Origin of the sequence: Enterovibrio norvegicus DSM 15893, from assembly GCF_900115495.1 — a bacterium.
Lineage (GTDB): Bacteria > Pseudomonadota > Gammaproteobacteria > Enterobacterales > Vibrionaceae > Enterovibrio > Enterovibrio norvegicus.
The window spans coordinates 176,881-198,863 of the sequence record NZ_FOWR01000001.1 but is presented as its reverse complement, the minus strand read 5'-3'; the positions used below and the strand labels follow the sequence as shown (position 1 = coordinate 198,863).

Below are 21,983 nucleotides of genomic sequence, written 5' to 3'. Positions count from 1 at the left end.
TTGCCAAATAATGGGCTCTACGCCTTTTTAGGCTGTTGATTTATCGCCAATAAAATCGAAAATCTTACACACTTTCTTTTGCATGATAGCACCAGCCCACTCACTCATCGTACCAATACTTAAGCAGAAGCTAATTACATGCTTTTTTAATACCTGAATAAATATATAAAGAGTTCGGAGATCTATGTTTTAGCTCATTGACAGTGATCAACTCAAAAAGCCTTTAACTGTCGAAAGTTAACCCCACTAATGTTAGGTCATTTCGCTAAATTGCCGAGTTACAATGTTGACAATATAGCGACATTTTACGATTACACATTCACCACAACGCATAGCGTCTCATTAATAATACTTCAATCGGTATTCTCCCCCTCCTGACATAACTATTATTCGCTCATAAAAAAAGCGACTGCGCCAAATCGATAACTCATTAGCAGGGAGACACTGATGTCAAACATCATTCATGGAACAGAAAACGATGACGAAATCATTGGCACAACGGGCGTAGATACGCTCTATGGATACGATGGAAATGATTATCTCCAAGGTGATGGAGATGATGATTTTCTTTACGGTGGCAATGATGACGATACCCTAATTGGTGGTGCGGGAAATGATGAAGTGCATGGCGGGTCAGGTAATGATTGGCTTCGTGGCGGTTCAGGTACAGATTTTCTCTATGGTGACGATGGCGACGATACGATAGAAGGTGGCTTAGGAAACGACGCTATTCAAGGCGGTAACGGCAATGATCGCCTCTTCGGCGATGACGGCAATGATGTGCTTTCTGGCGGTGCTGGAGAAGACATCATTAAAGCGGGTAAAGGCAACGACACTGTTAGTGGTGGTGCTGATAAAGATGTTATTTTTGGCGAGCATGGTGACGATACGCTGAACGGTGACGCTGGCAATGACGTTATCTATGGCGATGGTGATAATGACACGATCAACGGTCAAGAAGGCGACGACACAGTTGTTGGTGGTGCTGGCGATGATAATGTAAGTGGCGGCGTTGGCAATGACTGGGTTCGTGGCGGTTCAGGCGAAGATAAGCTCTTTGGTAACGAAGGCAATGACACCTTGGAAGGTGGTCTTGGTAACGATGAGCTGACGGGTGGCGAAGGCAACGATCGCCTCTTTGGCAATGATGGTGAAGATATCATCAATGCAGACGCTGGCAATGATAAGGTCCGTGCCGGTAACGGTAATGACACCGTCAACGGTGGTGACGGACGTGATGTTCTGTTTGGTGACAATGGTGACGACATCATCAATGGTGATGGCGGCACGGATGTACTTTGGGGCGGAAACGGCATTGATACCATTAAAGGTGGCACAGACGACGACTCACTGTGGGGACAAGCGGGTAACGATTTGCTTTACGGAGAAGACGGAAACGATACCGCGCGTGGTGGCGAAGGCAACGATCGCATCGAAGGCGCTAACGGAAACGATTCTCTGTGGGGTGGCACAGGCGATGACCACCTGATTGGTGATGATGGCACCGATCCGACGATCAATACGGGCACAGGCAGTCAATCTGCGGGTGTAAGTATTCGGGCCGATGGCCCAGCTGTTCAAAGTGGGTTAAATCACAGTGCAACTACAACCGCGATTTCGATTGATGGCGTGCCCTATGTGGTAACAACTCAATGGGCAGTTAGCGGTCTTTCCATTGTCTACCGCGTCGAGAGCGATGGTTCGCTGACCGAAACCGATCGCATGACTTACAACAGTTCTGAAGGCACGTTGGTTACATCATCATCGGGTGATATCACCTCAGATATGCAAGATGCTGGTTTACACATTTCAGCTTTCGGTAACGGACTCACGCAATCGAACATTTTCCATGTTGACGGTAACGCTACCCTGTTCATGACCTCTCAGAATAGCGGCTCGATTACAGCATGGCACATTGCTCCTGACGGCACGTTTTCCCTTGAAGGTGGATTGCGTTTTGGACACTCACAAACGCACCTTAGTGGTGGCATTGTGCGTGAGAATGTGGTCTTTGAAGCAGAAAACGGCCAAGAATATATATTTGCAACTCGCCCTCAAAACGATCGTATCGATACCCTCACCTACAATTCAGCAACCAGCGAGATTGCTGAGACAGGAAACACTATTGCAACTGGCGACTGGGGAACCGGATTAGACATCGTTACCATTGACGGCGCGACTTTTCTTGTATCAAGTGCCAATGACAAAGTGTCGTTATTTTCTGTTGATGCACAAACAGGTGCGCTGACGCTGGCTGATTCACATACCTTCGATCAAAACATTGGCACTTATAACAGTGTGAACTTCTATGAAACCTCAGACGGTCGCGCTTATGCCATCGTGACAGGTGGCACAGGTGAAGGCGAAATATTCGTTTACGAAGTGAATCGTGAAGGATCGCTAACACTCACAGACTCCATCTCTGGTAACGGTGTCCGTTATACGTCCGCTGGCGAAGTGGATGGTGAGCCAGTGTTCATTTCACCAAACCCAAGCGAGGGTATTGACCTGTATACCTTGTCTGACGAAGGCAAATTGGTATTACAAACCACCATTAAAGACATAGAAAACGACGTTACCACACCAGTGATTGTTCAAACTGAAGATGGCAGCTATTTTCTCGTCGACGCCGATGGCAATACCGCTTCAGTGAAACTCGACACGAGTCAGTTCCAAAACCGTGTTATCAATGACTTTTTGGATGGCCAAGAAGGCAATGACACACTGGAAGGTGGCGCTGGTGACGATATTCTTCGTGGCGGTGTTGATAACGATAAAATTTACGGCGGTGACGGACATGATTACCTCATCGGCGATGACAGACAAACGCCCACCCTTTCAATCTCTGCTGCAGAGCCTGTTATTTCGGGTGACACAAACGCCTCGGCAACAACCACTGCAATCACAGTCGATGGTGTCGCCTACGTTGTGACTACACAATGGGCGGTCAGTGGTTTAAGCATCGTCTACCGTGTCGAGAATGACGGTTCATTAACTGAAACCGACCGCATGACCTATGACAGCTCAGCGGGGACAGTAACGACCACTTCTTCTGGCGATATTTCTGCTGATATCCAAGAAGCAGGCGTACCTATCTCCGCCTTTGGTAACGGATTAACGCAATCCAACATCTTCGATGTAGATGGTGATGCAACACTGTTTATGACATCGCAAAATAGCGGTTCTATTACAGCCTGGCACATTGCCCCAGACGGCACTTTCTCCCTTGAAGGCGGGTTGCGCTTTGGTCACTCACAAACTCATCTAAGCGGCGGCATCGTGCGCGAAAATGTGGTTTTTGAAGCGTTAGATGGACAGGAATATATCTACGCCTCCCGCTCACAAAATGATCGCATTGACACCCTTACTTACGACTCACAAACGGGAGAGATTGCCGAAACAGGGAACACCATCGCTACAGGAGATTGGGGCACAGGGTTAGACATCATCACCATTAATGGTCAAACCTTCCTCGTGTCCAGCGCAAATGACAGTGTCTCACTGTTCTCTGTTGATCAACGCTCTGGCGCACTCACTCTGGCTGATACTCAAACCTTTGAGGCCACATTAGGCACATATAATGGTGTGAACTTCTATGAAACTTCTGACGGTAAAGCCTATGCCATCGTCTCAGGAGGCCCTGGTGAAAGTAACATTTACGTTTACGAACTCAACAGCGAAGGCTCTTTAGCCCTCACCGATACGATTGAAGGTGGTGGTACACGTTATTCTTCCGCTGGCTATGTTGATGGAGAGCCTGTTTTTGTTGCCCCGAATCCTGAGGAAGGCGTTGATCTGTTTACCTTATCTAAAGACGGTAAGCTGGTTCATCAAACCAATATTGCAGGCATTGAGAATGACGTTACAGCGCCCGTTATTGTTCAAACCGAAGATGGCAGCTATTACCTCGTTGATGCCGATGGGAATGCCGCGACGGTTAAATTAAACTTCGATTATGACATTGGTAACACAGACACCCGTACACATAACGATGAGCTATATGGCGGCGACGGTGACGATCGTATCGAAGGGAACTATGGTGACGACAAACTGGATGGCGGAAGTGGTACTGATGCCTTGTTTGCCGGTAATGGCGATGACTTCCTCACCGGTGGTCAGGGCAATGACACGCTGACAGGAGGAAAAGGCGCAGACGTATTCTTCTTTGACAGTGATTCAGGTTCAGACACCGTCACGGACTTCAATCTTCGCCAAGATGCCATTGAAATTGATGCGTCACTGGCAATCAGCTTTGGGCAATTAAACATTGCTCAAAGTGGTGCAAACACTGTTGTTTCAAACAGTGAAGGTTCAGTACATATCATCCTAGAAGATGTAAAAGTGACTGAGTTAGACTCTGATATGTTCAACTTCACCTAATTTCCCCAGCCTACGGAAAGAAAACGGCGCTTCGGCGCCGTTTTTTTTAAGTGTTCTCCGCTCTTACAAATAATGACCGTCAACCTAGATATTGCTAAGCGATCCGCGAAAAAGTTGATGTTAAGTATAATGTTTCGCAAAGAAACCGCGCAGTTAAGAGACACTTTCCTCGTGATGTTTTTACTTGTATGCAAATAACCCTAATGTATGCAATGTTAGATATCATTAAAGTTTTGACAACCGCTTCACCCCATATTTGAGAAGACATAATAAACATACTGTTAATAGGTGAATCAGTGTCAGCAAACCAATTGTATTGTCCATTTTTTCTGTCATATTTTGTCTGCCTTTGGAGCTGTAGGGTGCGAAAAACATCAATTCTGTGAACTAAAGGAAAATCAAATGACGATAAAACATGGAACATCTTGCGACGACACCATCATCAGTGATTGCAACGTAGATTGGCTGTATGGAAAAGGTGGTGATGACTATATTGTTGCATATGGCAATGAATGCCTCATTGATGGTGGCTCGGGTAATGACAAGATTATCGGAAGCAATGATGGTGATCTGATCAAAGGTGGTAGCGGTTGTGACTACATTGACGGTGGTTGCGGTGATGACAAACTCTATGGCGGCCATGACAATGACATTGTCAAAGGTGGCCAGGGTAACGATCATCTCTTTGGCGGCTGGGGCAATGACAAACTCTACGGCGGCAACGGCCATGACAAACTTTACGGCGAATGCGGTGATGACATTTTAGACGGTGGTTGTGGTAACGATAAGCTCGACGGCGGCTGGGGCAACGATATCTTGCATGGCGGTCAAGGCAATGATGTACTCACCGGCGGCCTAGGCAAAGATGTTTTCTTCTTTGATAAAAATGATGGCTGCGACGTCATAACAGACTTCAATGGTTGGTGCGGCGATAAGATCCAAATTGACGACTCCCTTGCGACTTCTATGAGCCAAATTTCGGTCAGCCAATCATGGGGATGTGTCACGCTAGATTTCTGCGATGGTACCTCTATTCAGCTTCAAAACCAGTGGGGTCAATTTAACACGTGTAACATCGATTTCGTTACAGGCTGCGAGCTCGTTTAATCAAACAGTACGAAGACCATAAGCAAAGGTCTTCATCCGAAAAGGGAGCACTGCAGGGCTCCCTTTTTTGTGCGCTTGAACCGTGCAAGTTTAGTCAAGGACGAAGCAACTCAACTTTTTCAGAAGGTAAACTGAACCAATCACTTCCCAACTTACCAACCACATCAATATCCTGTTGATCAATGACGCCGTCTTTGTACAAATCATCCCGCACATAAATTGATGTCACATCTAGCAGAATGACCGTGCCCCCTGTAGGAAGATCACTGACAGAGATAATGTCACGCAGCGTACACTCATAACGCACAGGAGAGTCTTTCACAGAGAGCGGCGAAACGGTCGCACTTGGGCAGTTTTCAAGCTGAGCATGTGCAAATTCACTCTCATGGCGATCGATACTCGCACTGGTTTGGTTCATTTTCTCCAGCAAGCCTTCATTGACGATGTTAACGACACACTCACCGGTTTCATTCAGATTTTTTAGCGTGTCTTTATCGATGCCGTTTCTTTGCGTAATTTGCGTATAAAGCAAGACGGGCGGGTTACAACTTGCCACCGTAAAGAAAGAATACGGCGCAATATTATCAACATTGTCACGAGATCGCGTGCTGATCCAGGCGATAGGACGCGGGGTCACGCCGCCATTGAGAAGACGATATTTGGCTTGGTTCTCTAACTCAGAAACATTAAAAATCATACATTTCCCGTCACGTTATCCTTAACATTAACATTAACATTAACATTAACATCATATACCCAAGTAGCCTGAAGATGCCGGATTCAGCGAGCATTTTCAGGTTACTTGGGTATAAATGGAAAGGCATTGAAGCACAGCGCTGCAGCATAGTAAAAACGAGAGCAGTCAATGTAAGTGCACTAATCCACTAACTTAGGGACTTTTTGCTGAAGGATCTCAATCAGTTGAGGGTCCATGTATTCAAAATCATCAGGGATATTGAGAGAGATAACCTTTTTATTCTTCAAAAGAGCGCCAAATTTTTTCTTCAATTTGTTCCTATGCACACTCTCCATAACAAAGATGATATCGGCCCAATCAATGTCTTCCGCACTGACACGCACATCCGCATCATGGCTAATGCCCGCCGATGCAACTTCCCAAGTGTCAATTTCACTGAACACAGCTTCTGCTGTGAGGCTTCTCAGCCTGTTTTTACTGCACAGAAAAAGGATTCTTTTCATTTCATTCTAATCAGCTAAGCCATGATTTTAATCACGCTATGAAAACCACAATGAGAGCAACCCACACCATAAGGCCGATTATACTTGTGACATTATCAGAGCCTTCAGATTCACCCATTACTTTTGGGTAGACGCCAAGCGTAAGCATCTTGACGATCGGGTAACCAGTAAAGTAGAAGATGGTTTGAAAAAGCAACTCTACCAATAGAAATACGATAAATCGTCCGATGGCAGGTAAAACAAGCTCAAAGATTAGCTCGCCCACACTACCACTCCCTTGGCGCAATAACGTCTTCAATATCAACATCAAAAAAGCCGTATGATCTTATGATGAATTCAAAGCTCTCAGCCATGTCTTCTCTAGCAGCGGTTTCCAAATCGCTATCATTGTCTTCAAATTCTTCTTGAAGTGCATTAATCCTTTCGGTCGCGGCGTGCGTTAAGACCAACAAGTCACTTGAACTTAGTGGGTTATTACTCTCTATGCGTTGGCACAAATCGATCAAAATCGCTTTGATCTTGTCGACTAAGAAATTGGGGAAATAGCTATCGCGATACATCTCAGGCAAGAACTGAAATGCCTTCATTTTTTCATTTGATATAGACATAAAAAGACTTCCCCATCAGATGTTTTTTCATCAAGTCATTCTCCATTAATTATGCCTTAACTCCTTGAATCCACGTGCTGACAATGAGACTGATTTTGTAATACCCGAATATCTCCATGCTCTCATCTCAATGAAGTATCCCAGGCACGGTATTTTTCAATTGCGGTGAAAATAGCAAAGGAATAAGTGTTCAAGAAACAGGCGCTCTGCCGGAAGCGAATCGACGTGAGTATTGATGTAACGGTAAAGCTCCAGCCACTTAGTACTGATCATTGGTTTATCCACGCGTTAGGGTCAGCGTGAATGTCCATTATTAACAAAGTGGTCAAAAGGTAGAAAACCCCCTAAAAAAGGTAAAAAACCGCCCTTTGAATGGAAAGATGATTTTGATCAACCGAATCGATTACGGTCAATACGCAGGGTTCGTAGATAGGCATAGCAAAATTGTTAGCTAGTCTGTTAATAACAAAGAGAATGTTATGCGCTTTAAGCATATACAGAACAGAACTCCATAAAAGGCATCATCCTCTACAGGCCACGTTTTATAAGGGATTCAGCGTCTATAAAACTTTCTATGCCACATTTTCATGCCTGATTTTACAGACAAAAAGGTCTGAAGCAATATCACAATATTGATCTATCCAAATTGTCATTGATAACAAACTCAGCAAAGTTCTTTAGCACTTGGTCAAGTAACGCGCATCAGCGCATTCCTCAAAGATCTATATCCATCAAAAAGGAAAGAACGATGAAGATAAATACTCAGGTCAATGTGAAACAACCAAGTGCGTTCACCATTCGTAACCACTCTTTCAACAAAGCCGCACCGAGTGCATTCACCATCAGAAACCACTCTTTTAGCAAAGAGAAAAAGTAAGTCTCCATGACTTAATTGACTGACTCAGGCAGCAGGGCCCGCTGCCTTTTTTCGTTGTTGATCCTGCCGACTGATTGACAAGAAAGGGAAACGATTATGGCTCGTTCATCTAACCTTGCATCCAACGTTCTCGGTGAACTCAAGCATGTTCAGGCGAGACAATACCCGCTCTACAACGCGATCCTAAAGCACGCGTTTGATACCCATCAGCCTGTTTTCGCCAAATCAATTTTCGCAAAGCGTTACGCCGAACTTTCAGATGACGGTGAATGGTTTGCTAACCAACTTGTCGCCAATTCTTGCCTTGAAGGGTATGGCGCACAACAAATCTGGAATTTTTCCAACAAGCTCGATAATGACGAATATGCCCGCCGCGTTCGACAACATGCGCTGGATGAATCGCGGCATTCCACCATGTTCATTTCAATGTTGAATTTGGTGTACCCCGGCCTCGATTTGGATCAGGACACCCTATCCAAAATTGATGACATGCAACCAAAATTCACGCCGAACCAGCACCCTGACATCGCCAAAGTCCCTGAAGAAGAACGATTCTTTGAATTAGAGTCCATCAACGAACTGGTGCAAGTGCATATAACAGAAATTCGGGCATTGGTGCTGCAATATATGGTACGAGATGCATTGCTGAAACACGCCCCAGAAGAAAGCCACGCTAGACTAAAGAAGTTCTCCGATTCCCTCATCCGAGATGAAGCCAAACACATCAACTATTCCGCTGAGATTTTTGAAGATTACGCGTCGCGTGGAAACAATAAGGATTTCTTCTACCAGATGTTCGAAGACCGCCTTTGTGATTTCAATGAATTAACCAAAATCGAACTAGAAAGAGAAGACATTGAACTTTAAGTGCACCCATTCTAATGTTCTTGGTATCCCGTTGGTGGAGGTGTTTTATCAGCAATATTTCGATAAACACCCTTACGTGTTCCGCACCGCCAATCCTTTGCTAATAAGCACCTTAATTAACGGGTTCACGCTGGATAATCTTATTCAAACCTATCTGCACGAGTGGGGAGATATCCGCATTGCAAAAAAAGACAATGCCGACCCCACCCTGTCGCAACAACCGCCGTCTGATGCCATGCTGCTTGATGCTTTCAAAGGCGGCTACACCCTTGTGCTGAACGATTTACAACAAAAGCTACCTGCGGTTGCCAATATTTGCCGATTGCTCAGCCAACAGTTTTTGTGCCCCACCAACTGCAATGCCTATTGGACGCCTGCGCAAGGTGAAGCGCTAGATCTGCACTACGACGATCAAGACGTGTACATCGTCCAACTTGAAGGCAGCAAACATTGGATGGTGGAATCGCGCAGCGCCTATCGCCCCTATGAAGGGGAAACCTATCGTCCGAATACGCTGCTAACAGAATGTGACCACTTAACCGATTGCATTTTAGAGCCGGGGAACGTGCTTTATATTCCGCGCGGAACAGGCCACAAGGCGGTCGCGTTGGACGACAATTCACTTCACTTTACGTTCTCCACTCTCAACCTGCGTAACCGTGACTTGTTCGTTACCTTTTCTGAAACGCTCCACCCCTACACAGAACAGTTGCGTCAAGCCGTCAATTGCCACGACACCGAATTTGGCGAGCATATCTCTAAGGTAATCGCCAACTCGCTAGAAAACATCGCCCAAGCGTTTCGTGATGATCCTAGCCTTGCAAGATCCCTGTTTGAACAACATGTCATCCCTTTCATTCAAGAGCAGCCACCTGCGCCCATTAGCCTTGAACAGTCACTGAGAAATTCGCCCGAAGAGGTGTCTTACACCACGCGCCTTGAAGTTGGCAGAAATCAGTTTTTGATGCTGGACTCCGAAAACCTGCGCGTTTTCTTCGCCAGTGGCAGCATAGACATCGACCCTGAGCATCAGTGGGTGTTGGCATTACTGAATCGAATGGATTCTTTCTCGCTGTCAGAGCTAGAAGAAGAGGTGGAAGCGGACGGATACATTTTCGATGTAGAAGCCATTCACGCATTGATGGACCATCAACTTGTCATCATCAAGAAGGAAAAAGACATGATTCATGAATGTTCAGTATGTGGTTATCAATACGATGATTCAGATCATGCCCTGCCTTTCACCGATTTACCTGATGATTGGGTATGCCCAGAATGTATGGTCGATAAAGGCCATTTCGCGGTTGCCGAGGACAAAGTGACACAGTTAAAGCAAGGATAAACACACACATGGATGGGTCTAACAGTTTACTTTTCGCCATGGTCGTAGGCTTGATGGTGGTTTCCCCTGGTCCAAACGGCTTGCTGATCATCAAGAATGTGCCAAGCTTTGGGCGCATTTCTGGCTATTACAATGTCGCAGGCATCGCCACCGCTTTTTACGTGCATGGCACGCTTACCGTCTTTGGCTTGTCGCTACTTATTATGCAGTCGCCCTTTTTGTACGGCTGGATAAAGGTTGCAGGCGGAAGCTATCTGATTTTTCTTGGCGTGAAATGCTTGAAAAAGCTGTTCGAGAAACAGACTGCGAGCCCAGAAAATAACGAAACCGATTCACTTCAACGGCCTGAAAATGCCCCCATTTCTCAGCCTTCCTTTACGCTCAAACAAAAAGCAACCTGGTATATCGAAGGCCTTGTCACCAATGCCTTTAACCCGAAAGTCTCCCTGTTTTACATCGCGGCGTTTCCGCAATTTATTGATGCAAGCAACGTGTCATTTGTTGCAGCATATTCGCTGGTGACCATTCACGCGGTGATCGCGATTTGCTGGTTCTCTTTCCTGACGGTGATGGTGTCCGTGTCATTGGCGAAATTCAGTCAGAACCGCCGACTCATGAACATGGTTAATGCCATTTCAGGCACTTTGTTAGGCGGTTTGGGGCTCAATGTCTTGTTGTCATCGCGCTAAGATGGCAATTGCCCTCTCGTGAACCAAAATGAATAAAAACGACGCCGGTTTTCTTCGCCACTTCCAACCCTATCTGGCGCTTGATCGTGCCATTTGGATGATCGCCTTTGCGCGATTCATCATTGCGGGCGGTACCTTTGTGTTGCCCGTTTATGCGCTGATTTTGACCCAGAAACTCTCACTTTCGCCCGCTGACGCGGGAATGATGGTTTTCATCGTCTCCATCGGGGGGATGCTTGGCAGTGTGTTAGGTGGCTATCTCGCGGATACATTTAACCGTCTTGCACTGATGGCAATCAGCGAGGCCTTTTCTGCGGTCTGTGTGATTATCGCTGGGCTATTCGCATACGATGCTCTATCTATCATCTTTATCGCACTCTCCAGCTTAGCGCTGGGCATTATGCGACCCGCTATGCGCGCTGCAATATTGTCACTGTGTTCAACAACCAGCGAATCTAAACGCTACGCCCTTTCTTTGTCTTATCTCGCGTTCAATGTGGGTCACGCCGTTGGCCCATTGATCGCCGGTTTTCTTTTACTCGATTTCTACCAATGGCTCTATTGGGGCGACGCTACCACCACGCTTATTGCCGCCTATTTGCTCGCATCGCTCATCAAAAAAAGTACAGGAAGGAAGCCCAAGGCTGACAAAAAAACATCCCAAGAGTCGATTGAACGCTCCACTGAACATGACACGCAATATGACGCTCGCGTGCCAGATAAAACACAAATCGCGTTGTTCTTGGCAGTCAATATCTGTGTCAGCTTTTGCTATGCCCAAATCACGTTTACGCTGCCATTACAGATGGCGGAAAGCTTTGCAGATGATGGCGCACGATATTACGGCCTCATACTCATGATCAACGCATTCGCCGTGCTCGGCTTAACGACAGTACTCACCTCGCTCACAGCCAAAACACACCCCATTAAAAACCTCATGCTTGCTATATGCGGCTACGGTGCTGGGTATGTGATGATTGGGTTTATGCCGACCTTATTGGTAATGGGTTTCGCGATATTGATCATCACTGCAAGTGAAATCCTCGAAGTAACGAATGGCGATGCTTACCTTTGCGAATTGGTGCCAGACTCTCACCTAGGTCGGTATGTGTCATTCTCTGTTATCGCAAACAATGCAGGCATTGCGCTATGCCCGTTGTTAATGGGATTTGCCATTGAAAGCATTGGATTATCATGGGCATGGAGCTTGGTCGGCATCGTTACTGTATTTACGTTACTCTGCCTTGGTTTCATGCTAAAACGTGCGGAAAAGATACCCTTACAGTTGTGACTATTTATTGAGGCATTCGTCTTATATCGAAGCAACTTATTGCCCGATAAGGCAATTTTTCGCCAGTATTTAAGCAACTATTCACCTGCCAAAATGCCAACTGAGTAAATACTCCCTATTGTTCAATGTGTTAGTAATTTTCCTATTTGGTGCAGTTATTGCTCATTGAGCAATGTGCTATTTCTTCGGTAAAAGATCGTCAGCCTTTGAAAAAGCAAAAAGGGAAAATAACTAAACACAATGGATTATAAAAATATGAACATGTTTTTGCGCGTACTTTTAGGATTGGGCGGCGTACTCACGGTACTCTCTGGCATACTGTTTATTGGCGGAGGGGAATTATTCAACAGCGTTTTTGCATCAGAAGGCATTAATGCAGGGGGCGCACTCTTCTCAGCGTTTGGTGTCGCAGGCTTAGTCATTGGGGGATTGGGTTGTTGGGGAGCATTTGGTGATAAGAAGCTGCCAGCGGGCATTTTCTGCGCCATCACCTTATTGTTCTGGCCAATTGGCACACTTTACGCTGTTGTCTGTATTACGCTCATGTTTGTCGGAAATAAAGACGCCGCAGATACTGTTAAATCCTAGTTCGTGACGCTTTGGGAACATGGAAGCTAACCATCGACATGCACATGCTTTTATGTTCCCGCCGCTCGCGCTTACCAACTGCCCATAAGTTGTCTTTTAGGTCGTTGGATCAATCCTGTTCTACGGGTGTTTTATCAGCAAGTTTCTCCGTTAGCCACACCTTGCTAGTGATCTCATCACCGCCACATTTCACCTTGTAAGCCTTTCCCGTGAACCAACTTTTTGAAGCCACCTCATCAATGAACATGGTTGTCGATTCAATGTCATCCTTGGCGTAATCCCATTTATTCAGAAGATGCTCTGCGGCCTCAAGGTTGGTATACGTTTTACCGTTTCGCACAAAGGTGCAATCCGCCTGTTCCATCTGGCTGATCAGGTACATCACGTCATGTTCAATGCGTTCTGATGTTGTCGCGGCAAAAGCGCTTTGCGCAAAACCCGCAACCACGAAAGACAGGGCAATGCATCCCTTTTTCACGCCTGCAATACTCATCCTCATCGCTCCACTACTGCCTATGAATTAGTCCGCCTATTAATTAATCCGCCAAGGGGTTATTCCACCAGTTCACAACCGGCATGGCTTCACCCACTTCTAGACGCTGACCAATTTCAGGGCTCACCAAAGTCACACCTCTTTCGGTAGCGATACGCAGTGATTTCTCCAACGGCTCGTCCCAATCGTGCATAGATAAATCAAACGTACTGTTGTGAATAGGCATCATCACTTTGCCCTTAAGGTCAACGTGAGCCTGTACGCTTTGTTCAGGGAACATGTGGATGTGCGACCACAAGGTATTGTATGCGCCAGTTTCAATCATAGTCAGGTCGAAAGGACCAAAGCGGTCTCCAATCTCCTTAAAGCCTTTAAAGTAGCCAGAATCACCACTGAAATAGACGTTGTTCTCAGAGGATTTAATCACCCAACTCCCCCACAGTGTCGAGTCGCGATCGGTCAAACCACGACCGGAGAAATGCTGCGTCGGCGTTAATGTGTAAGCAATACCATTCACTGTTTCTGATTCCCACCAATCTAGCTCAGTGATTTTTTCCGCAGACACACCCCAATCCCGCATAACCTGCCCCACTTTCAGTGGTACCAAGAACATACCGACTTTGCTGGCCAAAGTTTTCACAGAATGCTTATCAAGGTGATCGTAATGGTCATGACTGATCACCACCACATCAATATCAGGCAGCGCTTCTAGCGAAATAGGCGTGTCGTGAAAACGCTTCGGCCCCAAAAACTGCACGGGGGATGCACGCTCGCTGAATACGGGGTCTGCCATCACAAGCTTGCCATCCAGTTTCATGATCACACTTGAGTGGCCCAAGCGATAAACCACATCACTTTCTTCATTCAACAATTGCTCTGCCGTGATGCTGTGTACGGGCAATGCAAACGTCGGTGTTGGGTTTTTACGCTCTGCCGTGAAATATGCTTTGATGATTTCAAACACGTTATCCGGCGCCTTGAGGGCTGGATCGCTATTTACAAACTTATCGGGATAACGCGGGGTTTCTTGTTCTGGCGCTGAACATGACGTTAATAAACTGCTCATTGTGATCGCTCCTACTACGGTTAACAAACGGGCGCTAAAAAGTGATTTATTAACCATTTGGCGTTTTAAAATTGGATTCTGCATACCGTCCACGCTGGTTCGATGAGTGAGAGAACGTCGTCATTATAAACACAAGAAATGATGAAATTTATTGTAAACTACTCGGTGTAGTTTACAATTATGGAATGAAAAGTAAACCGGTTAGTGTAAGATAGATTCGGTTAATCTAGGTGTTGGCGACTAACATGATGATAGAAAAGAAAAAAACACGCAGTGAATTAAAACGCGAAGCGATCCTTTGTGCGGCAAGACAAGCCTTTCATGAATACGGTGTGCAGAACACCAGCATGGATAAGCTCGCCGCACTCGCAAATGTGTCCAAGCGTACCGTGTATAATCACTTCGCATCGAAAGAAGCGCTAGTGATGGAGCTGTTATCTGTGCTTTGGAAAAGCACCATCACCGCCGATGCACTAGAAGAGCTTGCCCAACAACCACTCGAAGAACAGCTCACCACCCTGCTCTATCAAGAGATCCTTGTCTTCTCGAAACCCGAATATCTCGATATGGCAAAAGTCGCTATCGGTCACTTCTTGTTTCAACCCGATGCCCTGCAAGAACAAATGAAAAACATGTCGAAAGAAGACACGGCATTGCACGCCTGGTTAGTTGCTCAACAAGAAAAAAGCACGCTAACGATGGATAACATCGAACAAGCGCGCTCTCAGCTTCATAATCTGATTAAAGGCAGTGCTTTTTGGCCGCAGCTTATCGGTGCATGTCAGCCAATCAGCGAAGAAGAAGGATTGGTGTTGGCCCGCAACACGGCGACCTTCTTTCTGAGTCATTACAGAAAATGAAGTACGAGGCTTAACTCGCCTCTGCCCTTTTTCGCCTTTAACTTTACCCCCTTTAGCCTTGCGTTCCTTTGACCTACCTGAGCATTAGCCTTTCACCTTTTCCACCACATGCTCTGCCAGTATCTGAGCCGCATCAAACACAGGCAGTGGTGTTTCTAGGTGGTTCGACACCACAGACAATTCCGTGCAAGCAATCAAGATGCAATCCGCACCTTGTTCACGGAGGGATTCGGCGGCGATATTTAGTACACGGCACATGGAGCTGGTGCCTGAATTGGCTTTAACGGCGCGGATCAACGACATCACACCATCCTGCCAAACAGGTTCGGGGAACAACACATCTAGCCCTTGCTCATGACAGGCGGGCGCATACAAATCGGTGATTTTTACCGCCGTGGACGCCAACAAGCCAATACAGGTAGCATGAGGCAATGTGCGCTTTACATGCGCAGCGGCGATATCTAAAAGGTTCACCACAGGCACATCCACCGCGTTAACGACATCATCAAAATACTTGTGGGCGGTATTGCAAGGAATGATCAACAAATCGGCACCAGAGGCTTCAAGCCCCCGTGCCATTTTCGCCATGTATGGGCCTGGAGATTCCCCTGTTTTCTCGATCAAGGCTTTGATCCGCGATGGCACTTTGGGGTCGTTATCCACCAGCAATCGGATATGATCGGCATCATCTGTCGCGGGGGTGGCGTTGATGATGCGTTGCATCAGATCGACGGTGGCATCAGGCCCCATGCCACCGAGAATACCGACGGTTTGTTCAGTTTTGTCCACGGTTTCCATTCCTCTCTATGCCAATAGATTGCACTATTTTCCGCCTCAACAGGCGCTAATACCCCATCAAGCTGGGCAGCCAAAGCACGGTGTCGGGGAAATAACTCATTAAGAAGACCACCAAAACCTCGATAAGCACAAACGGCAGTGCTTTTACCGATATCTCCTCAATGGTGACCTTGGCAATACTGGAACTGATAAACATGTTTTCGCCGAGCGGCGGCGTCGAAAAACCAATTTCACAGCAACAGACCAAGACCACGCCAAAGTGAATCGGATCAACCCCCAGTTGCACCATCACAGGCAGCAACACAGGCGTGACAATCATGATGGTTGCCAAGGTTTCCATGAACATGCCGATCAAAATCAGGAACAGAATCACCACCAGCCAAATCAACGCCAAGCTGTCTGTCAGTGCCAACAAGGAACTGGCGATAGCCGCCGGCGTATCGTTCTCCACCAGAATGCGTCCAAATGCCGTGGCTGCAAACATGATGATCAACACGCGGCCTGTCAGCCATGTGGTCGAACTCAGTGATTCCTTTAAACCGTCCAAAGTCAGTTCACGGTGAATGAATTTACCGACGAACAAGGTGTAGAAAACAGACACGACTGCAGCTTCAGTGGGCGTAAATAAACCGGAATAAATACCACCAAGAATGACCAAGGGTGCAAGGATCGACCAAATGCCATCCTTGCAGGCTTTGCCCAGTTCGCCGGGTTGGGTTTCTGATGCGCCGACATAGCCGTTTTTCTTACTGATCATGTAGTTTGCAATCATCAAACCACCCGCCAGCATCACACCGGGGATCACCCCTGCAATGAACAGCTTCCCAATAGACTCACTGGCGGTCACGCCGTAAATCACCATGGGAATGCTCGGCGGGATCACCACCCCTAGCCCGCCCGATGAGGCGGTCAGCGCTGCAGCATAGCCTTTGTTGTAACCCTTATCCGCTAGCGCAGGGATCATCAGCATACCCACCGCGGCGGTGGTTGCAGGGCCGGAGCCGGAAATCGCGCCGAAGAACATACTCGCCAAGATGGCAGAAAAGCCTAACCCCCCCGCCATTGGCCCCGCCAACAATTCCGCAATATGCACGAGTCGACGGGAAATGCCCGAGGCTTGCATGAGCGCGCCGGACAAAATGAACGCAGGCAATGCCATGATGGGGAAGGAATCAACCGCATTCCATGCGGTTTGCACCAGTGAAACGTAATCTTCACCAGAGAGGAGATACACCAGCATGGCAGAGCCACCCAGTGCGATAACAATGGGCGCGCCAATCAGCAAAAGCCCAAAGAAAGAACTAAAAAGTACAACAGAGGCTGCCATGAATGGCTCCTTTCATATTGATGGCAACACGAGCATGTTTAGTGGAAGAATCAATACGCGACATCTCCCCACAAAAGCCCGATTGCGGCGCTCAATGAGTGAGCCTGTTTAATCTACTTTCACGTCATCCACGTCGTGGAACGCCACACCCATGACCAACTTCATGTAGTTCACCTGAATGATCCGAATGGACGTCAAGGTGAAGGAAATGGGGAAAATGAAATACAGGAAGGCCATTGACCATTCGAGTGCGGGTGAAAGGAAGGTAAATTCCATCAAACTTTCAATCACTTCGATGCTTTTAATCGTCATGAGGGTGTTGAAGATGATCCACAGAACATCAGCGAACAGTTCCACACCAACGCGAACACGGTGCGGTAGCCATTGCAGATGGAATGTCACGCGGTTGTGAGCGGAAAGCCTTGCTGCATAAGATGCGCCAAGGAACACGAACCACACAAAGGCGAATCGGGACAGTTCTTCACTCCAAGGGATGCCGTAGTTGAACACCACACGCAATATCACTTGAAAGAACAAAAGCGTAACGAACAAACACAGTAAGGCTTGGCACGCATAGCTTTCGAACTTATCCAACTTCCTGAAAAATGAGAGCATAAGCCAGTCCTATTCAGGGGCGTTACCGCCCCTGTTGTTTCTGAATTATTGTTAGTTCAAATGCTCAATCACTGCATTTTTTCTAGCACATTGTCGAAGCTGGCTTTGCCGCCAATGTCGTCATAGAACTCAGGCCAAACTTGCTCTTTTGCCGCTTTAATCCATTTGTCTTCATCTTCCAACGTGAACACTTCAACGCCGTTAGCAATCATGTTTTGCTTCGCGTTTTCCGCTTCTGTCATCTGGAATACAAGGGCGTATTGCTGCGCTTCAAGACCGGCTTTCAGGAGGATTTCTTGTTGCTCAGGTTTCAGTTTCCCAAACGTACGTGCACCCATCACTAAAGGTTGAAGAGAGTACTGGTGGTGCACTTCTGTCAGATAAGGCTGCACTTCATAGAACTTCATGGTGTTGTTCACGATGTAAGGGTTGTCCTGACCATCCACTACTTTCTGTTGCAGTGCAGTGAAGGTTTCCGTCCATGCCATGGCAATCGGGTTTGCGCCAAACACTTCCCATGATTTCAACATGATGCTGTTTTGAGGTACGCGAATTTTTAGGCCTTTTACGTCTTCCATGTTTTTAACAGGACGCTTGGAGTTCGTGAGGTGACGGAAGTTAGAGTAAGTCCACCCCAGAATATCGACACCCGCTTCTTTCTTTGCCAATTCCGCCCAATATGCGCCAAGTTCACCCGTGGTGATCTTCACGGCATCGGATGAATTGGTGATCAGGTAGGGCATGGTTAAGGCGCCGAGTTTTTTCGAAAACGGCGTTAAGTTACCGATGCCAATCAGTGCCATGTCGAGCGAACCGAGACGCGCGTTTTGCACCATTTCCGTTTCACTGCCCAACGCACCGTTTGGATAGAGTTTTACTTTAATATCACCACCTGAATAAAACTCTACCAACTCTTTAAAGCGCATGGCATACGCACCTTGGTCTGAGTTGATAGGGTCACCCATACCGACTTTCATGGTTTTGGCGCTGACAAGCACTGGAAGAGCAAGACAGGAAATAGCGAGATATTTGGTCCATTTTTTAAGCGTCATATCCTTTACCTCTTTTCGTGAAAAACATCCGTGAATGAATGGCATCCCTGCACATCGCGGCGCTGCACCGCGTGTGTCATTGATTAGCTGTGTTGCCTTGGTTCGATTTACTGTGTTTGTTTCAGAACATCGGAAATGATTTGGGCGATAACTTCCGCATCGCTTTCTTCAAATGTCAGTGGAATGCGCATATCGATTAAGGTTGAAAGCACTTTCTCGGTCTGCGGCAAGGGTGCAGATGGCGCTAAATATTGCCAATGGTTGAACTTACTGCTGTAGCCCGACGGCTCAGGCGCTCCGACCCATTTCAACGCGACGCCACGTCGTTGGCAGCCTCTGACTAAGGCGGGGAAATGTTCAGCAGGCAAATCTGGAAATGAGAATTGAATGGAGCTCCCTACGAAGACTTCGTCATCAGAACGCTTAGTCAATACCACGCCTGGGAGCCATGAGAGGGCGTCTTCCATCGCCGCATACAAAGAGTTCCAACGCTTACATTGCCGGTCTAATCGTGCCAGTTGCGGGCGTAAGATCGCAGCACGCAGGTTATCCATTCGGCCGCTGTAGTTCGGTGTTGAGCACGCCACTTCATCAAACCATTCTTTTGGCGGCAACGTGGGGTGTTGATCAAACAGCATGTATGAGCCTGAGTAGATAATGGCTTTCGCCATCACACCGTCGTCATTCGTGACGAGAAAACCGCCCTCACCCGCGTTGATATGCTTATACGTCTGCGCGCTAAAGCACGCCACTTTGCCAAACGTACCGCTCGCTTTTCCGCGCCACTTTGCGCCCATGGTATGCGCGCAATCTTCGATTAATGTGACGCCGTAACTATCACAAATATCCACAATGGCATTCATATCAGCCACGTGCCCACGCATGTGTGAAAGCAGTAAGTACCGCACGTCGGGTTGAGACGCTTTGCGTGCTAAATCATTCAGATCGATCGTTAAGTCCGCCGTTGTTTCCACCAATACAGGTTCACCACCCGCATTGGTGATGGCACCAGGCACAGGTGCCAAGGTGAAGGCATTACACAACACCTTCTCACCGGCTTTCACGCCCACACATAACAGCGCGATGTAAATGGCATACCCGCCAGATGCGCAGCTCAAGCAATATTTCACGTCTAAATAATCCGCGAATTGCTTTTCGAGCAAATCCGTTTCGCTTAACTCGCCATCCAGCGTGTTATATCGATGAAGACGGCCTGTACGCATCACTTCTACCGCGCTTGCAATCGCCCCTTCGGGGATCGGCATTTGCTGCGTAAAGGATTTCTTAAACATCAACATTCACCAGCCTCCAGCGATGACCATATTGGTTTCCCCAACCTTGAATCATGAGTCGTAACGCGCTTGTTGATAGACATCGAAATCCCATTCTGTGTCTGGGAAATACTTGGTTAAGCGCCAATCACATGCACGCGCATGCCCTTCCATGCCTTCGGTACGAGAAATACGCGAACCCGCGGTACTGAACGTCATGTTCGCGTCTGCACTGAGTTCTTGAGTGGTGAGGATCTTCAGGAATTTCTGCACGTTCAAACCGCCGCTGTAGCGCGCTGCTTTTTTGGTTGGCAGAATGTGGTTGGTGCCTGCGCATTTATCGCCGTGTGTCACCGTACTGCCTTCACCAAGGAACAACGAGCCGTAGTTGCGCAATCGCGCTTTCCACCAAGGAAGATCCGCGGCTTGCACTTGAACGTGCTCACACGCCCATTCATCGCTGACCTTCGCCATTTCTTCGCGATCATCACACAAGATAACGACACCATGATCGCGCCACGCAGCCTCACACACATCGGCGTTTGGCATGTCGGCAATCACGCTAGGAATAATCTCAATGACCTTCTCACCCATCTCTCGGCTTGTGGTGAACAGCCATACCGGGGAATTCGGGCCATGCTCGGCCTGAGAAACCAGATCGACGGCGATAGTCATCGGGTCAGCGGTGTCATCCGCAATCACGGCAGATTCCGTTGGGCCTGCAAACACATCAATGCCAACCTCGCCGAACAATAATCGCTTCGCTTCCGCCACATACGCATTGCCCGGCCCCACCAGTATGTCGGCGGATTGTCCGGTATAGAGACCAAAGGCCATGGTCGCGATGGCATGCACGCCGCCCATTTCCAAAATGATGTCAGCGCCTGCAACGTCCATGGCGTAAACAACGGCAGCATTGATGCTATCGCCACGTGGTGGTGAACAGGCAATCACGGTAGGCACACCTGCCGCTTTTGCTGTCGCGACACTCATGATGGCAGATGCTGCATGAGCGTAACGCCCGCCCGGTATGTAACACCCTGCGCAATCCACAGGAATGACACGCTGGCTCAACTGCACGCCGTTCTCACTTTGGATTTCAAATTCGGTCAAACTGGCACGCTGTGCTTCAGCAAAACGGCGTACCTGACGGTGTGCAAAATCTATGTCGTCTTTCACACGCTGAGGTACAGAGGCAATCAGCGCGGCTCTTTTTTCATCAGACAAGACGAAGTCGCCCTGCCAGTTATCAAACTGTTTGGCATATTGCTCAACCGCACTGGTGCCTTCGCGACGGATTTTTGCAAGAATTTCTTTCACGACATGTTGAATACGCTCATCATCGGTTTGAACCTCTGCTTCGCGTTCCGCACGTTTTAGCATTTCCATGGCTGTACCTTTTTTCTTCTCTCTAAACAACGTTGGCTGAGTGTCCATTCCAACGAAGGTAAACAGAGTCAGTGACGATGCGTGATTTACCTCAATCACCGACTCATCTTGGGTTCACACATCGCTTGTTTGGGTAGTGAACTTTGTTCTAAGCATCTTTAGC

At 47.5% G+C, this 21,983-nt stretch carries 21 protein-coding genes; 9 read left to right on the top strand and 12 right to left on the bottom strand.

The window, feature by feature from the left end; translation table 11 throughout:
• Nucleotides 1-447 precede the first annotated feature (447 nt).
• Both BM082_RS00820 and BM082_RS00815 read left to right on the top strand, forming a co-directional pair.
• Nucleotides 448-4,380 (top strand): calcium-binding protein, encoded by a 3,933-nt coding sequence (locus BM082_RS00820; protein ID WP_074924898.1) that lies wholly within the window; start codon nucleotides 448-450, stop codon nucleotides 4,378-4,380.
• Between the two features lie 402 nt (nucleotides 4,381-4,782).
• Nucleotides 4,783-5,487: a calcium-binding protein gene (locus BM082_RS00815; RefSeq protein ID WP_074924897.1), complete on the top strand. Its 705-nt coding sequence runs from the start codon at nucleotides 4,783-4,785 to the stop codon at nucleotides 5,485-5,487.
• 94 nt (nucleotides 5,488-5,581) lie between these two features.
• Here the strand turns inward: BM082_RS00815 and BM082_RS00810 are convergent, their stop codons facing one another.
• The 4 genes from BM082_RS00810 to BM082_RS00795 all read right to left on the bottom strand — a co-directional run bounded on the left by BM082_RS00810 (nucleotide 5,582) and on the right by BM082_RS00795 (nucleotide 7,295).
• Nucleotides 5,582-6,184: a flavin reductase family protein gene (locus BM082_RS00810; RefSeq protein WP_074924895.1), complete on the bottom strand. Its 603-nt coding sequence runs from the start codon at nucleotides 6,182-6,184 to the stop codon at nucleotides 5,582-5,584.
• A gap of 179 nt (nucleotides 6,185-6,363) precedes the next feature.
• Entirely contained in the window at nucleotides 6,364-6,627 is a 264-nt protein-coding gene (locus BM082_RS00805) for a hypothetical protein (RefSeq protein WP_017015442.1), read from the bottom strand.
• A 91-nt stretch (nucleotides 6,628-6,718) separates the two neighbouring features.
• Nucleotides 6,719-6,952 (bottom strand): hypothetical protein, encoded by a 234-nt coding sequence (locus BM082_RS00800; protein WP_017010239.1) that lies wholly within the window; start codon nucleotides 6,950-6,952, stop codon nucleotides 6,719-6,721.
• A 1-nt stretch (nucleotide 6,953) separates the two neighbouring features.
• The gene (locus tag BM082_RS00795) at nucleotides 6,954-7,295 is read right to left on the bottom strand and encodes a DUF5713 family protein (RefSeq protein WP_017010238.1); all 342 of its coding nucleotides are present in this window, start codon (nucleotides 7,293-7,295) and stop codon (nucleotides 6,954-6,956) included.
• 748 nt (nucleotides 7,296-8,043) lie between these two features.
• Between BM082_RS00795 and BM082_RS25410 the strand changes: the two genes are divergently transcribed.
• The 6 genes from BM082_RS25410 to BM082_RS00765 all read left to right on the top strand — a co-directional run bounded on the left by BM082_RS25410 (nucleotide 8,044) and on the right by BM082_RS00765 (nucleotide 12,949).
• On the top strand, nucleotides 8,044-8,172 hold the full coding sequence (locus BM082_RS25410) for a hypothetical protein (RefSeq protein ID WP_017015440.1): 129 nt from the start codon (nucleotides 8,044-8,046) through the stop codon (nucleotides 8,170-8,172).
• 96 nt (nucleotides 8,173-8,268) lie between these two features.
• On the top strand, nucleotides 8,269-9,039 hold the full coding sequence (locus tag BM082_RS00785) for a hypothetical protein (RefSeq protein ID WP_017010235.1): 771 nt from the start codon (nucleotides 8,269-8,271) through the stop codon (nucleotides 9,037-9,039).
• Nucleotides 9,029-10,381 carry a JmjC domain-containing protein gene (locus BM082_RS25475; protein WP_074924891.1) on the top strand — a complete coding sequence of 451 codons (1,353 nt, stop codon included), beginning with the start codon at nucleotides 9,029-9,031 and terminating at the stop codon, nucleotides 10,379-10,381. The genes BM082_RS00785 and BM082_RS25475 overlap by 11 nt, the downstream gene beginning before the upstream one ends.
• 8 nt (nucleotides 10,382-10,389) lie before the next feature.
• Nucleotides 10,390-11,070, top strand: coding sequence for a LysE family translocator (locus tag BM082_RS00775; protein WP_074924889.1), 681 nt, complete (start codon nucleotides 10,390-10,392; stop codon nucleotides 11,068-11,070).
• A 28-nt stretch (nucleotides 11,071-11,098) separates the two neighbouring features.
• Entirely contained in the window at nucleotides 11,099-12,361 is a 1,263-nt protein-coding gene (locus BM082_RS00770; RefSeq protein WP_074924887.1) for an MFS transporter, read from the top strand.
• 255 nt (nucleotides 12,362-12,616) lie between these two features.
• A complete protein-coding gene (locus tag BM082_RS00765; RefSeq protein ID WP_229491948.1) occupies nucleotides 12,617-12,949 on the top strand; it encodes a hypothetical protein in 333 nt (110 codons plus the stop codon).
• Between the two features lie 109 nt (nucleotides 12,950-13,058).
• Here BM082_RS00765 and BM082_RS00760 read toward each other — a convergent pair whose 3' ends face one another.
• Nucleotides 13,059-13,442, bottom strand: a complete 384-nt coding sequence (locus tag BM082_RS00760) for a DUF5329 family protein (RefSeq protein WP_074924883.1) — start codon at nucleotides 13,440-13,442, stop codon at nucleotides 13,059-13,061.
• A 43-nt stretch (nucleotides 13,443-13,485) separates the two neighbouring features.
• Nucleotides 13,486-14,508 (bottom strand): MBL fold metallo-hydrolase, encoded by a 1,023-nt coding sequence (locus BM082_RS00755; protein WP_074924881.1) that lies wholly within the window; start codon nucleotides 14,506-14,508, stop codon nucleotides 13,486-13,488.
• A gap of 248 nt (nucleotides 14,509-14,756) precedes the next feature.
• Between BM082_RS00755 and BM082_RS00750 the strand changes: the two genes are divergently transcribed.
• A complete protein-coding gene (locus BM082_RS00750) occupies nucleotides 14,757-15,368 on the top strand; it encodes a TetR/AcrR family transcriptional regulator (RefSeq protein WP_017012392.1) in 612 nt (203 codons plus the stop codon).
• Nucleotides 15,369-15,452: 84 nt separating this feature from the next.
• On the opposite strand, the gene cuyB is transcribed toward BM082_RS00750, so the two are convergent.
• The 6 genes from cuyB to hisD all read right to left on the bottom strand — a co-directional run bounded on the left by cuyB (nucleotide 15,453) and on the right by hisD (nucleotide 21,820).
• Nucleotides 15,453-16,166: a cysteate racemase gene (gene cuyB / locus BM082_RS00745; protein WP_074924879.1), complete on the bottom strand. Its 714-nt coding sequence runs from the start codon at nucleotides 16,164-16,166 to the stop codon at nucleotides 15,453-15,455.
• A gap of 46 nt (nucleotides 16,167-16,212) precedes the next feature.
• On the bottom strand, nucleotides 16,213-17,493 hold the full coding sequence (locus tag BM082_RS00740) for a TRAP transporter large permease (RefSeq protein WP_017009925.1): 1,281 nt from the start codon (nucleotides 17,491-17,493) through the stop codon (nucleotides 16,213-16,215).
• Between the two features lie 108 nt (nucleotides 17,494-17,601).
• A complete protein-coding gene (locus BM082_RS00735) occupies nucleotides 17,602-18,108 on the bottom strand; it encodes a TRAP transporter small permease (RefSeq protein WP_074924878.1) in 507 nt (168 codons plus the stop codon).
• 68 nt (nucleotides 18,109-18,176) lie between these two features.
• The gene (locus BM082_RS00730; RefSeq protein WP_074924876.1) at nucleotides 18,177-19,160 is read right to left on the bottom strand and encodes a TRAP transporter substrate-binding protein; all 984 of its coding nucleotides are present in this window, start codon (nucleotides 19,158-19,160) and stop codon (nucleotides 18,177-18,179) included.
• A 107-nt stretch (nucleotides 19,161-19,267) separates the two neighbouring features.
• Nucleotides 19,268-20,458: a DegT/DnrJ/EryC1/StrS family aminotransferase gene (locus BM082_RS00725; RefSeq protein WP_074924874.1), complete on the bottom strand. Its 1,191-nt coding sequence runs from the start codon at nucleotides 20,456-20,458 to the stop codon at nucleotides 19,268-19,270.
• A gap of 45 nt (nucleotides 20,459-20,503) precedes the next feature.
• Nucleotides 20,504-21,820: a histidinol dehydrogenase gene (hisD, locus tag BM082_RS00720; protein WP_017015428.1), complete on the bottom strand. Its 1,317-nt coding sequence runs from the start codon at nucleotides 21,818-21,820 to the stop codon at nucleotides 20,504-20,506.
• Nucleotides 21,821-21,983 lie beyond the last annotated feature (163 nt).